The following is a 13,826-nucleotide window of genomic DNA, read 5'->3' on the forward strand; positions in this document are numbered from 1 at the left end:
ATTGATCATGTGGTCAAAAAGAGGCACAGCAAATGGCGATCTACAACCTCGGCTCCATCAATGCGGACTATTTTTACCGTGTACCCCACCTCCCGGGCCCCGGGGAAACACTTGCGGCAAACGGCCTTTCGCGTGGTCTGGGTGGCAAAGGCGCCAACATGTCCGTCGCAGCAGCGCGCGCCGGGGCGCATACAATTCACATCGGTGCTGTCGGTGTGGATGGACTTTGGGCGCGGGATCAGATGATGGAATCCGGCGTCGACACACGCCACGTGGCCACGCTTGAAGACACACCCACCGGCCATGCCATCATCAATGTCGATGATGCTGGCGAAAACGCAATTGTCCTGTTGCCCGGCGCCAACCATGAAATCCCGTCCAAAACCCGGGCCGCCGCCCTGTCAGAGGCCTCACTCGGCGACACGCTTCTGGTGCAAAATGAGACTCTAAATCAGGCCAAAACCGCCAAAACTGCCCGCGATCTCGGCCTTTATGTTGCCTATGCCGCTGCCCCTTTTGACGCAACTGCCACTGCTGCCATCCTGCCATTTCTCGATTTTCTGATCCTGAACGAAATCGAGGCCGCGCAATTGACAGCCGCAACTTCCAAGACCCCTGATGCGTTGGGCGTCGCGGACGTAATTGTCACGTTTGGCGCCAAAGGCGCGCGCTGGCTAAGCGGCGACACGATCCGCGATTTCCCTGCCATGCCGGTAACACCCGTGGACACCACCGGCGCAGGAGATACGTTCACCGGTTATGTGCTCGCGGCCCGCGATCGTGGCTTACCGATGGAGCAAGCCATCGCCTTGGCCTCCCGTGCCGCCGCTCTGATGGTCACCCGCCACGGCACCGCCGACGTGATTCCTGATCTCAAAGAAGTGGACGAAGCAAGGTTTTAGTCGGCCGCGCTTCTTTCTGGCCAAATTATCCTGGGGGAGTTCCAGCCTGCTGGGATGGGGGCAAAGCCCCCGTCAATCAATGCCCGACGAATGGCGCGGCACTTCCCCAAAGCGCTTTCACTTTGGCATCCCGCTTACAGGCCTTTCGGTATCGCTTATATGCCTCGCTCTGCTTCTTCGGGCCAAAGCGCGTCAAAACGATGTTGCTGCCTTTGTAGTAATCCTGATGATAGTCCTCTGCGTCGTAAAACCTTTTTGCACTCAAAATCGGTGTAACCACTTCGCGCTTCAAAACGGACTGAGCCTCAGCCTTTGCGGCCTCAGCCAAAGCCTTTTCGGCCTTGTTAGAGACAAAAACGGCCGTGCTGTAGCTGTGCCCGCGGTCGCAGAATTGCCCGCCAGCGTCGGTCGGATCAACAGACCGGAAAAACAAGTGCAACAGCCGTTCACGGCTGACCTTAGCTGGGTCAAAAGTGATCTTCACCGCCTCATAGTGGCCGGTTCCACCTTTCGTCACTTGCTTATAGGTCGGTTTTTTTGTTGTGCCGCCGGTATATCCGGACACCACGTCCTTCACGCCAGGAACGCCTTCAAAATCGCTTTCCACACACCAGAAACAACCTCCTGCGACAATCAGAGTTTCACTGCTTGCAGCATGAGCCTTGTGACCGTGCACGGCCGCTCCGATCAGGATCAGAACAAACAAAAGGCCGGTTTTCAGATTTTGCAGTTTCGTCATCGCACAGAACTCCTTTGACACCACCCTGCGCCTGTGTCGGCAAACCCTCAATCCCGTGAAACCGTTTGTCACAGCATGGTGAAAGAAGGTGAGCGCGTCAAAACAACCATCTTGTCCGGCCAGGGCGGTACACGGGCGCCACCCGTCGAAACACAGTGGCCACCGAAAGGCGCTGATCAAACCCTAAAGTGCGGCGCTTAGCATAAAGGATGTCCAGCCGCGCCTTACGCGGTACACAGCGCTGCTCATATACCGCCTCGGTTTCTTCAGGCGTCGTGCACTCCGCCAAAAGACGTTCTTCCGTGCGGTGATAAATCAAAGTGGCCAACCCGGTGACACCCGGTCGATCCTTCAAGACTTCCGTATATAATTCCGGGAACCGCTCGACATAGCGGCGCAACGGTGGACGGGGCCCGACAAAGCTGATGTCGCCCCTCAGGATGTTGAACAGTTGCGGCAGTTCATCCAGCCGGTAGCGACGCAAAAACGCGCCAGTCTTTGTGATCCGATGCGCCTTGTCGCCACCGGAAACGCCGCCGTCATTGGCATCCTGCGTCATGGTGCGAAACTTGTAGAGTTGAAATCCCGTATCAGGCGTTTTCATCCGCTCGGATACGTAAAAAATTGGCCGACCATCGCGGATCAGAATCAACGCTGTAATCCAAAGGAAGAGCGGCCACAAAACCAGCAACTGCACGCATACCCAAATCAAATCCACCGCGCGCCGCGCCAATGTCGTGCCTGCTCCAATCATATCGTACCTTCCTGCAGTAAGCGCCACTCAGCGATCATGTCAGCCGGAGAAACCAACCCTGTCTCTCCCGTTATTCGTTGCCACAGGGTCACGTCCAGACTCACTTCGCCAACCGCCGACTCCGGTGCCGGACGCCAAACATAGGGATAACGCGCCGCGTCCAGAAGCCCGTGCATTGGCACGGGTTTTGCCGTGGCCACGTTGATGATCTCAGGAGGAGTCTGGCAGGCAAGCAATGCGGTCACAGCGCGCCAAATTACAGTGGGCGTTGCGTAGCTTCGTATCGGGCTTTCGCCAACTGCGATACTATCAAGCGTCACCGGCTGGCCACTCTTCATGGCACCAAACAGACTGTCCGCGCCGACTGTGTTGGCCAGCCGCATCGCAATAGAGAAGGGCGCGCCTACACCTTTGTTACGATTAATCAGCCTCTGTTCCATCTCAATCTTGGCCACGCCATAGGCATTCATCGGAGCTACAGCGCTATTTTCTTCGGCTCTCATTGATGGACCGTAAACTGCGCTTGAGGAACAGTGCAAAACCCGCTTCGCGCCAACGACACTTGCAATATCAACTGCGCGGTCCGCCAGAAGGGTGTTCTCTGAAAAGTCACCGCTGCCCGGTACAGTGCCCCATAAGGCCAACACAGCCCCTGCCTTTGGCAGGCTGTCCAAATCTGTGTCCGCGTCCAATTGAAGATCGACAGGTGTTGCCAAGGATCGGCCGGACCAAATCGGGGACCAAGGTCCCAAGAGCGATGGGTTCAGTTCGGCCGACGTCTGCAACAAACGCCCTACTTTGCCCGTACTGCCCAGTACCAAAAGCCGGTTTGCTGGTGCTGCGTTTGTCCAATTCAAGTTAAGTTCCGCCGTCAAAAGCCATTTGTCCAAAACCGCACTAACGTATCTAGCGCCATGCGTGCCAAAACTGTCAACCACATCCAAATCACGGCGCGGCAGAATACCGCTTGGCGTGGCCTCAATCCGGCGCTAGCGTCGCCGCAAATCATGCGAGGGGAGCACAGTAAATGACCGATCACGTCACCACTCATCAGGCCGCTGATGACGCGCGCAACGAGGACATCAAAATCTGGCTCAACGGCCGCATTGTGCCCAAAGCCGAGGCGGTTGTCTCCGTCTATGATAGTGGCTTTATGCTGGGTGATGGCGTCTGGGAGGGGCTACGCCTTTACAACGGTCACTGGGCGTTCCTCACAGAACATATCGACCGCCTTTTTGAGGCCGCCAAGGCCATCGACCTAGACATTGGACTCGATCGGGTAGGTGTCATTCAGGCGCTTGAAGACACCCGCGCCGCCAACAATATGACCACGGATGCTCATGCCCGTCTCATGGTCACACGCGGTGTGAAAACCCGCCCGTTTCAACACCCCGGCCTGTCTCAGCAAGGCCCGACAATGACCATCATCATGGAACACTCCAAACCCTCGCTGCCGCGTCCAATTCGCTTGGCCACCGTGCCGCATATTCGCGGATTGCCGATGACGCAGGACCCCAAGCTGAATTCTCATTCCAAGCTCAACTGCATCCTCGCTTGTATCGCGGCTGAAAAGGCTGGAGCAGACGAGGCGCTGATGCTTGACATCAATGGTTTCGTGAACACCACCAACGCCTGCAACTTCTTTATCGTGCGCAAGGGCGCGGTTTGGACTTCAACTGGCGATTACTGCATGAACGGCATCACCCGCCAAAAAGTGATTGATGTGTGTCGTGCCGACGGGATTCCGGTGTTTGAACGCAACTACTCTTTGGTCGACACCTACGGCGCGGATGAGGCGTTTCTCACCGGAACCTTTGGTGCGCAAACTCCCATCAGCGAAATTGACGGTCGCCAGATCGGGTCAGGGGAGATGGGCGAAATGACCAAACACATCCGCGCGCTGTACAAGGACTTGGTGGCGCAAGACGCAGCGTAAATCGAACCTACGCAATACAGTCGCGATACCGACGCGATACAGACAGGAGTTTTGCCCCATGAAAATCGCCATGTGGAGCGGCCCCCGCAACCTTTCGACGGCCATGATGTATGCCTTTGGCAATCGCCCGGATTGCGCTGTGGTGGACGAGCCGTTTTATGCTGCCTACCTGTCGATGACGGGTCTGGATCACCCGATGCGTCGTCAAATTCTTGCGGCGCAGGTCCAAAACCCAAATGCGGTTGCTGAGGCACTTTCCGGGGCGCACCCCAATGGAAAAACTGTATTTTATCAAAAGCATATGACGCAGCACATGATCGAAGGTGTACCACGCAACTGGATGCGGGACGTGACCAACGTTTTCCTAATCCGCCATCCGGCGCGTGTCATCGCATCGTATACCGCCAAACGTGAAAACCCGACTCTTTCTGACATTGGTTTTGCCCAACAGGCGGACCTTTTTGATCTGGTCACATCTTGGGGGCATAAACCGGTGGTGATTGACAGTCACGACATCCGCGAACGCCCACGGGAAATGATTGAAAAACTATGTGATGCCATTGGGTTAGACTTTGATCCGAATATGTTGATCTGGCCCAAAGGCGGCCATGCGCAGGATGGAGTTTGGGCGCCTCACTGGTATGGCTCAGTGTGGGAGTCGACTGGTTTTGCTGGCGCCGAAGGCCCGCTTCCTCAGGTTCCAAATGAGCTCGAGTCTGTTCTGAAATCCGCTTTACCGCATTACGAAAAAATGCGGTCTGCAAAGCTGTTCTGACGTCGTCAGATCGCAAGCCAATCACCAAATGTCAGCGCAGAACAAGCAGCAAAACAACTGCAGGGTTTTCCTGCTGCGATGCAGCGTGTATGCAGAACTCAAAGTTGGTTTTCAGGGTACAAATATATGTTGGAAGTTACTGAAACGCGCTTGCCCGGGGTCGTATTGCTGACCCCCGCTAGGTTTGGCGATCACCGTGGGTTTTTTTCCGAAAGCTGGAACCGCAAGCGTATGGCTGAAGCCGGCCTGGACATTGATTTTGTTCAAGATAACCATTCTCTTTCGAGCGATGTGGGCACAATTCGGGGTCTGCATTTTCAAACCCCACCGCATGCACAAGGCAAGTTGGTGCGCTGTGGTCGAGGCGCACTATTCGACGTGGCAGTGGACATTCGCAACGGCAGCCCCACCTACGGTGAGTGGGTAGGTGAAGAATTGACGGCCGAGAATGGCAAACAGCTTTGGGTGCCACCTGGTTTTGCACATGGATTTGTCACCCGCCTGCCAGACACCGAAATAATCTACAAATGCACCGACTATTACGCACCTGATTGTGACGCAGGTTTGCGTTGGGACAGCTGCGGAATCGAGTGGGGCTTTGACGGCGATCCGGTTCTTTCGGAAAAGGATACAGCAGCACCAGCACTTGAAGGCTTCGTTAGCCCTTTCACCTTTGAGGAACCCGCAAAATGAAACTTCTTGTTACAGGCGGTGCTGGATTTATCGGGTCCGCTGTTGTGCGTTTGGCAGTGTCGCGTGGGCATGAGGTCATAAATCTTGACGCACTCACTTATGCGGCTTGCCTTGAGAACGTTGCTGATGTGGCTGAAAGCCCGCTCTATACCTTTGAAAAGGCAGATATTCGTGACCGTGCGGCTTTGGATGCGATTTTCGCTAAGCATAAGCCCGAGGTCGTGATGCACCTGGCCGCCGAGTCCCATGTGGACCGCTCGATCGACGGGCCAGGCGACTTTATCGAAACGAATATAACAGGCACTTACAACATGCTGGAAGCAGCGCGCAGCTATTGGGTGGACGCCGGTAAACCCGAGTCTTTCCGCTTCCATCACATCTCTACCGATGAGGTTTTTGGCTCACTGTCGAGCGACCCTGATGTGCAGTTCACCGAGACCACTGCATATGACCCCCGCAGCCCATACTCCGCTTCCAAGGCGGCATCTGACCACCTCGTCCGCGCGTGGCAAGAGACTTATGGCCTGCCCGTTGTCCTGACAAATTGCTCAAACAACTACGGACCTTATCACTTCCCGGAGAAGCTGATTCCGGTCGTAATTCTCAACGCACTGGCTGGAAAAGACCTGCCGATCTACGGGGATGGCTCCAACGTGCGTGATTGGCTTTACGTTGAGGATCACGCTGACGCGCTTTTGCTGGTGGCAGAGAAGGGTGCGCTGGGCCGATCCTACAACATTGGTGGTGAGAACGAGCGAAGCAACCTTGAGCTGGTGCAAACCTTGTGCGCAATCCTTGACGAGAAACAGCCAAAGGCCGGTGGCGGCTCCTACAGCGATCAGATCACGTTTGTCACCGATCGCCCCGGTCATGATGCACGATATGCCATCGACCCAACCCGCATTCGAAACGAGTTGAACTGGAGACCGAGCGTGACCGTCGAAGAAGGTTTGGCACTCACTGTTGCGTGGTATTTGGCAAATGAGACATGGTGGCGTCCCTTGCAGGAACGGCACGGAGTCGGAAAAAGGCTGGGTACCGGTTAAACACCGGTGCCCTAGCGCGAAAACCGTCATTGCAGCAGACGAAACAAGGTTTGATCATGACCCAAGTGTCGACAGCACAAAACGACCTCATTCTGGTTTTTGGCCGTACGGGGCAAGTCGCAACAGAACTGCAACGGCAAAGTGACCGCTTAATCGCACTGGGTCGGGAAGACGCGGATCTGGACGACCCCAAAGCCTGCGCAAAGATCATTGCGGAAACCAAAGCGGTCGCCGTGATTAATGCGGCGGCCTACACAGCAGTGGACAAAGCTGAAGAAGAAGAGCCTTTGGCAACACGCATCAATGGTGAATCACCAAAAGCCATGGCGGAGGCCTGTGCTGAAAGAGGCCTGCCGTTTGTGCATATCTCGACGGACTATGTGTTTGATGGCTCTGGCACGGCGCCGTGGCGCCCATCGGACCCATCGGGACCTCTCGGCGCCTATGGCCGGTCTAAATTGGCAGGCGAGAACGGCGTTTGGGCCGCAGGTGGCAATGCTGCGATCTTGCGCACAAGCTGGGTTTTCTCTGCACATGGAAACAATTTTGTAAAAACGATGCTTCGACTTGCAGAAACGCGCGATGCGTTGACGATTGTCGGCGATCAGGTGGGCGGACCGACCTCTGCCGCAGATATCGCGGGGGCCTGCCTAAAGATGACCGAAGGGATGCTCGCCGGTCAAAAAGGCGGCACCTATCATTTCTCGGGTGCACCAGACGCCAGCTGGGCGGATTTTGCCCGCGAAATCTTTGAACAGGCCGGACACATGGTGGCGATCACCGATATTCCGTCTTCCGAGTATCCTACTCCGGCTAAACGCCCCGCAAATTCGCGGATGGATTGCAGTGCATTGGCGCGCGACTTTGGCATTAAGCGCCCGGATTGGCGTGTTAGCCTCGCGGCTGTTTTGAACGATTTGAAAGGTAACTGATATGACCAAGCGCAAGGGAATTATTCTCGCGGGTGGCTCCGGCACACGACTTTACCCAATCACCATGGGCGTCTCAAAACAGCTTTTGCCGATCTACGACAAGCCGATGGTCTACTATCCTCTCAGCGTTCTAATGCTTGCGGGTATTCGGGAGGTGGCAATCATTACTACGCCCGAGGATCAGGCCCAATTTCAGCGCCTGCTGCAGGATGGAAGCCAGTGGGGCATGCAATTTACCTACATCGTGCAACCCAGCCCTGATGGATTGGCACAGGCGTTTATTCTTGCCGAAGACTTTCTGAACGGTGCGCCGTCTACGTTGGTGCTTGGGGACAATATTTTCTTTGGCCACGGACTGCCGGAAATCCTCGCCAGCGCTGATGCAAAGACCGATGGTGGAACGGTTTTTGGCTATCGCGTGGCGGATCCTGAGCGCTACGGCGTGGTCGATTTCGATGAACAAGGCAACGCGGTGTCCATCATCGAAAAGCCGGAAGTTCCGCCTTCAAATTTCGCGGTGACGGGCTTGTACTTTCTTGACGGCGATGCTCCTGCGCGTGCGCGCGATGTTGTGCCCTCGGACCGAGGTGAGTTGGAGATCACCACCCTCTTGGAAATGTATTTGAACGAGGGATCTTTGTCTGTCCAGAGAATGGGACGTGGATATGCGTGGCTGGACACGGGCACGCACGGATCACTCCTGGATGCTGGAAATTTTGTCCGCACGCTCGAGCAGCGCCAGGGTCTACAAACGGGTAGCCCAGATGAAATTGCTTTTGATCAGGGATGGATTTCGCATGATCAGCTGGCCGTGCGGGCAAAATTGTTCGCCAAGAATTCTTACGGAAAATATCTTGAACGGCTTTTGCAGGGATAACTTGGGACATCCCAGCCCAAAGGTCCTGTGACCAAGTCAATATTCTCTAAATTGGCGATTTCGGATATTTGAACGCCCTGTGCTCGCCAAACGAGCCATTGTGAAATGGCCCGTTTGCAAGGTGCGGTGTTCTGTCGTCTGCTGTTCTACAACCAGCTAGAGGGTGGTTCAAAACCCAAGTCCGTCAATTCGGATTTGATACGCGAAACATCTTCGGCAAACAGTTCAGGGAAGAAATCCGGCATCGACACTTTCACCGATTCCGTTGTGCGTTTTTCCAAGAGCGATTGCGGGTAATCAAAATTGGAGATCCCGAGAAAGTCCTCAATGGACTTCAGCGTGCCTCGTTGATCGGCATGAAGGTCCTCGTAAAACAGGGCTTTCCAAGTTTCACGCGGCAATCCGTCATTCACACGTCGCAGAACCGCACCATATTCGGCGTTGTCCCACAGAAAGTCCTTCTTGGCGAAGTCTTGGAAATCTTCGGGTTTCCAGCTGTCCAGCTTTTCAAGTTGGTTCGTGACCTGCAAATGGAACTTAGTGTGGCTCCAAAGACGTTTGATCGGATCGCGCATCGTGTACAGTACGCGCAGTTTGTCGCAGTCGCCTTGAATGTGCGGCCAGGCCTCGGCTGGAACGTGTGCGGTCAAGTTGGAAAAATCACACGCGTATTTTTGCTGCCCACGCAGATCAAAAAGGTTGCTGTACCAGTGATCGTCAACCGGGCGGCTTAAATATGAGCTGACCCAGTGCAAATTCTGGCGAATGCGATCAATGTTTGCGCGCTCAGGATCGAACCTAAACAAATATCGCTGTTTGGCATTCTGCAGCCTATTTTTGTCGCTTAGCAGACCTGAATCCACATACCGGTGATAAAAATAGTGGACTTCTTTTTCCAAAGAGAAGTGCAGCTCCGGGTGACGAGACAACACGGTGTAAAGCCACGTCGTGCCGGCTTTCATTGCGCCGATGCTGAGAAATAGATTACCAAAAAGGTGGTGGTCACTCATAGATTGCTCTCCTGAACGGACGGTCCGATGCGAGGTGCATAAGCTGGTCCGATCTCAGATATCCCAGCCAAAAGAACGGTTTAGCAGACTCTCCAGCTGGGTTAGATCGTCGCGATAGGTGCTCTTGAGGCGGGCCATTTGTTTGGGCGCCACTTCAAGGCGATTGGGGGTTGGGGACGTGGTAGTGTTCAGCAAAGACTGATCAATTAAGTCGTAAACGCGTGGGTCGATGCTCAGGTGTTCTGCCACCTTTTTCATGACCGCGCGACCGTCTTCGCGAATTTCATCTTGTGTAAGGACCAATAGCTGTTCTTTTGAAAAATGTTCCAGCCAACGGGTCAGGTGCTTTCCGTAGAGCCCGCCTTCGGTGGTGTTTTTAGAAAACAACGGGTTGCTTTGGTTTGAAGAACGTTCCTTGTTGCGGATCACTTGCGCTGCGGCAGAAATTGCGCGCTCAACAGGATTGCGCAGAATAACCATCAAGCGCACATCCGGTGCCTGCTCTTTGAATTCTTTGATAAGAGTATCAGAGATCCGCAGATAGGCCGGGGTGATGTCGCCGGTCTTTCCGCCGATATGTTTGATTTGTAAGCCGCTGAAAATACTTTCGTATTCCTTCAGGGGGCGCCCTACGGTTTCGCGACGGTCCCAGAAATGAATTTCTTTACCACGAGGGAAGTAGACGTCTGGGTGCATGCTCAAACGCTTGAACAGCCAAGTGGTTGCCGCCTTCTGAGCGCCAATACCAACAAAATCGGGTCGCGACATACCTCAAAAACTTTCTGCATTTTTCGACATGCAGGAAGTATCAGGCGCTAGATTGCCTGCGCAACCCATTTTTTCGAGTTCTTGAATATGGAAAAACCGGCAAACTCTCGCCCAAATCAGAATAAAAAGTCGTTAGTATTCAGATCGCTGAGCTGAACATCCAGCAACGTAATCTGCCCGCCATCCCCCGTCCAAATAACAACTGAATTACCGCTTGAGGATAAGATGTGATTGTCGATTAAATCTTGAAAACCGGTGATCGCGACGACGTCCCGTAAGTCCAAACGCTCATTTGAGTTCGACGTATTGAAATCAGTGATCGTGTCGTTGCCATGGCCGGTGGCGAATTCAAAGGTATCGCCGTTCAACCCCCCAGTCATGATGTCGTCGCTGACCCCGCCCACCAAAGTATCAAAGCCTGCGCCACCGTAGAGCGTGTCTTGGTCACCGCCACCACGCAAATAGTCGTTCCCAGCCTCGCCAAATGCGACGTCGTTTCCCGCGCCGCCGGAGAACCGGTCGTTTCCATTGCCACCCCAAAACCGGTCATGGCTGTAGCCGCCGTCCGCTGTATCGTCCCCGTCCCCTCCATAAAGGCGGTCGGTGCCGCCGCCACCTAAAAGCAAGTCGTCGCCGCTTTGCCCATGTAACGTGTCTGCATAGATGCCGCCGTCCAACTCGTCATCTCCAGCCCCACCCTCCAACAGGTCAAAAAGATTGCCGCCCACTAGCGTATCGTTGCCATTCCCGCCGTACAGGGAGTCATTGCCACCGTTGCCGCGCAGCATATCATTGCCGTTGCCCCCATAAAGCCGGTCGCGACCGAACTCACCCAACAACGTGTCCTGCCCAGAGTCACCCAGGAGAGTGTCGTTATCGGTGCCGCCCCGAAGGTGGTCTTGACCGTCCCCGCCTTCCAAAATGTCATTGCCTACGCCGCCTCGAAGCATATCGTCGCCATTGTTGCCTTGCAGGCTGTCCCGCCCATTGCGCCCGAAAATGGTATCGTTTCCGGAGTCCCCGGTCATTGTGTCGGCTTGGTCGCCGCCATCAAGCAAGTCGTGACCGCCCGCCCCAACCATAACGTCGGCGCCGGCATTACCAGACAGCGTGTCGCTGCCAGTGTTTCCGGTCAGGGTGTCTTCGCCGTCGGTACCAACGAGAGAAAGTCCATCCGGAGGAGGCGCCGGACTCAAAAGCTCCGCTAAGGTCATGGACCCATCCAAAAAGTCAAAAACTTCGACGTTGGTTACGAGATCGGTGCCGTTCGGACCCGCGATCTGGATCATTCCGTTTCCTAAATCAGTCACCACAACTGCGGACCGGGTTAGTTCAAAAACCAGTCGATCCGTGCCGCTGCCGCCGTCAATCGAGTCATTGCCTGCGCCGCCTGACAATACGTCGCCCTGTGCGCCCCCAAGCAGCGTGTCGGCACCACTTCCGCCTAGAAGACTGTCATTTCCGGTCCCGCCAATCAGACTGTCGTCGTCGAAACCACCATCGAGTGTGTCATTCCCTGCCAGACCAGCCAGCGTGTCGTTGCCAGTTCCCCCCTGCAAAACGTCGTTGGCAGCCGTTCCTATCAGCGTGTCATCTTGTGGGGCGGGGTCCGGGTCCGGGCTTGGATCTGGTTCAGGTTCCGGCTCTGGATCAGGAATTGGATCGGGTTGAGGCGGCTGTGTGGCAGGCGACGTCACAGGATGCTGAAGCGCTGAAATCAAGGCCGCCTGAAGTGTGGCGGCTGTCAAAGCCGTACCAGTTGAAAAAATTTCCAACGTGTCGTCCCCAAACGAGAGGACTGCACCCGAGATGGTGTAGGTTACGCTGATTTGTGCGAGTGAATAGAGGCCTGGCATCAGAGACAAATCAATCTGATCCTCTCCGACTTGAAAGTCCGTAATGACGTCATGCGCCCCGTCTGCACCGATGACAAAAATGTCTGCGCCGTCGCCACCGGTCAGGCTGTTTTGCCCGTCACCATCTCTCAAGATATCATCACCAGCGCCGCCGAGGATTGAACCGGCCCCTTCCAGCACCAGCATGTCGTCATCGGCCGTGCCAGCCAACTGCCCGGATGGTGCAACCAGAAGATCTCCAAGGTCGGAAATGTCGATCACCAACTGTGTAAGCCCAGCTTCCGTACCTGAGCCAACAAACACCTGAATTTCATCACCGATAACACAGGCTGTCAGCGCAGAGATGTTCTGGAGCCCCGTGTCATTTCCGTCTGCCAATGTGTCGAGCGCAAGCAAGTGCCCGCCCGGGATTAGGACCATAACCGTGAGTCCGTCGTCAGCGCCCGCGGCAAACACAAACACATGGCCATCGATTGTTACTGTATCTAGGGCTGTGACACCCTGAAACCGGCTGTCCTGCGTGTCCAGAACATGGTCTGTGAGTGTAAGGGCGCCGTCCGCACCCACTTGGAGGACGGACAGGCTCGAACTGGAGGCGGCAGCGACGATCAGGTATTGGGCGCCATCCAGGCCAACAGGGGTGATGTTGGTTATTGCGGAGACCGGCAGGCCATCTACAGCTCCGAATGATCCCTGATGTTGAGGTCTTCCATTGCTGTCGATGAGATATACGTCGATCCCGTGATCCGTGGATGAGCCGGTGAACAGATAATCTCCTTGAGGTGTTGTTAGGCGGCTCATGGCCGAAATAGCGTTTGTATAGTCCCCTTCGCTTCCGCCCACGGTGTCAATGAGCGACAAGGAGCCATTTGAACCTTGCTCAAAAATCTGCAGCCCAGACGCATTTGGGTTTGCCACGTACACAATCATCGCGGAACCGGCCGTGCCGGCCAGCGCCACGCCGCTATTGCCGGCGTGTGCCCCACCAGTCAGAAAGGTGTCGATGGCGGAGACCATTGTCGCGGCGGTTTGTAGCTGTAGATAGGCCAGAACCGGTTGTGACAGGCTGTCGGCAGCTGACCCGCCACCGAGCGAGACGCGCCCGCTTGTTAGTGTCGAAACATTTCCGATGCTGGCCAATGTGCCGGATTGCGGCGTCAATTCAATACCAGTGTTTGCGCCATGGTGCAGGAGCGTGATCAGACCAGTGTCCGGTGCCAAAAGGAACAAAAAAGCGTCTGAAGCGTACGAGAAGCTGCTACCGGTCAATCGACCGGTTATTTCCATTGAAATCATGAACCAAATACCTGTGCCAAAAAATTGGCGAAACCAAACACCGGTAGAGTGCCTGTCGGGCGCGTGGGGCCGTGGGCAGAAATGTGGCAAAAGGGCGGAAAGTCGCTCGGAGATTTCGAAAAACAGTTTCAAATGTGAGCTATGGGGTTTGTAGCTAAGCCGACTCGGACTACCCAGAGGACGAAACGCCAGTGCCTTTTGAATTCAGCCTTTCGGCATCTCGATGGCAACGCTAATAAGGT

At 55.1% G+C, this 13,826-nt stretch carries 13 protein-coding genes; 7 read left to right on the forward strand and 6 right to left on the reverse strand.

The genetic code is table 11. The features are described 5' to 3' along the window. The first annotated feature begins 32 nt into the window (after window positions 1-32). Complete coding sequence (locus PG871_RS01245) at window positions 33-902, forward strand: ribokinase (RefSeq protein WP_270725229.1); 870 nt, start codon at window positions 33-35, stop codon at window positions 900-902. 76 nt (window positions 903-978) lie between these two features. Here PG871_RS01245 and msrA read toward each other — a convergent pair whose 3' ends face one another. From msrA to PG871_RS01260, 3 genes are all read right to left on the reverse strand, one after another. Next, window positions 979-1,641 carry a peptide-methionine (S)-S-oxide reductase MsrA gene (msrA, locus tag PG871_RS01250; RefSeq protein ID WP_270725232.1) on the reverse strand — a complete coding sequence of 221 codons (663 nt, stop codon included), beginning with the start codon at window positions 1,639-1,641 and terminating at the stop codon, window positions 979-981. 97 nt (window positions 1,642-1,738) lie between these two features. Further along, window positions 1,739-2,395, reverse strand: a complete 657-nt coding sequence (locus PG871_RS01255; protein ID WP_270725233.1) for a sugar transferase — start codon at window positions 2,393-2,395, stop codon at window positions 1,739-1,741. Continuing rightward, a complete protein-coding gene (locus PG871_RS01260) occupies window positions 2,392-3,252 on the reverse strand; it encodes an NAD-dependent epimerase/dehydratase family protein (protein ID WP_270725235.1) in 861 nt (286 codons plus the stop codon). Before PG871_RS01260 ends, PG871_RS01255 begins: the two co-directional genes overlap by 4 nt. 170 nt (window positions 3,253-3,422) lie before the next feature. Between PG871_RS01260 and PG871_RS01265 the strand changes: the two genes are divergently transcribed. The 6 genes from PG871_RS01265 to rfbA all read left to right on the forward strand — a co-directional run bounded on the left by PG871_RS01265 (window position 3,423) and on the right by rfbA (window position 8,654). Continuing rightward, a complete protein-coding gene (locus PG871_RS01265; protein ID WP_270725237.1) occupies window positions 3,423-4,331 on the forward strand; it encodes a D-amino acid aminotransferase in 909 nt (302 codons plus the stop codon). Window positions 4,332-4,389: 58 nt separating this feature from the next. Next, window positions 4,390-5,106, forward strand: coding sequence for an HAD family hydrolase (locus PG871_RS01270; RefSeq protein ID WP_270725239.1), 717 nt, complete (start codon window positions 4,390-4,392; stop codon window positions 5,104-5,106). 126 nt (window positions 5,107-5,232) lie between these two features. Beyond that, a complete protein-coding gene (rfbC, locus tag PG871_RS01275) occupies window positions 5,233-5,799 on the forward strand; it encodes a dTDP-4-dehydrorhamnose 3,5-epimerase (RefSeq protein ID WP_443020453.1) in 567 nt (188 codons plus the stop codon). Next, complete coding sequence (gene rfbB / locus PG871_RS01280; protein WP_270725241.1) at window positions 5,796-6,845, forward strand: dTDP-glucose 4,6-dehydratase; 1,050 nt, start codon at window positions 5,796-5,798, stop codon at window positions 6,843-6,845. Before rfbC ends, rfbB begins: the two co-directional genes overlap by 4 nt. 56 nt (window positions 6,846-6,901) lie before the next feature. Beyond that, on the forward strand, window positions 6,902-7,777 hold the full coding sequence (rfbD, locus tag PG871_RS01285) for a dTDP-4-dehydrorhamnose reductase (protein WP_270725243.1): 876 nt from the start codon (window positions 6,902-6,904) through the stop codon (window positions 7,775-7,777). Between the two features lies 1 nt (window position 7,778). Continuing rightward, window positions 7,779-8,654 (forward strand): glucose-1-phosphate thymidylyltransferase RfbA, encoded by an 876-nt coding sequence (rfbA, locus tag PG871_RS01290; protein WP_270725245.1) that lies wholly within the window; start codon window positions 7,779-7,781, stop codon window positions 8,652-8,654. 146 nt (window positions 8,655-8,800) lie between these two features. Here the strand turns inward: rfbA and PG871_RS01295 are convergent, their stop codons facing one another. From PG871_RS01295 to PG871_RS01305, 3 genes are all read right to left on the reverse strand, one after another. Next, window positions 8,801-9,664: a sulfotransferase gene (locus PG871_RS01295; RefSeq protein ID WP_270725246.1), complete on the reverse strand. Its 864-nt coding sequence runs from the start codon at window positions 9,662-9,664 to the stop codon at window positions 8,801-8,803. Between the two features lie 54 nt (window positions 9,665-9,718). Beyond that, entirely contained in the window at window positions 9,719-10,432 is a 714-nt protein-coding gene (locus PG871_RS01300; RefSeq protein WP_270725248.1) for a sulfotransferase domain-containing protein, read from the reverse strand. Window positions 10,433-10,548: 116 nt separating this feature from the next. Further along, complete coding sequence (locus tag PG871_RS01305; RefSeq protein ID WP_270725249.1) at window positions 10,549-13,575, reverse strand: calcium-binding protein; 3,027 nt, start codon at window positions 13,573-13,575, stop codon at window positions 10,549-10,551. Window positions 13,576-13,826: the final 251 nt, after the last annotated feature.

Origin of the sequence: Shimia sp. Alg240-R146 (assembly GCF_947331465.1) — a bacterium.
Taxonomy (GTDB): domain Bacteria; phylum Pseudomonadota; class Alphaproteobacteria; order Rhodobacterales; family Rhodobacteraceae; genus Shimia.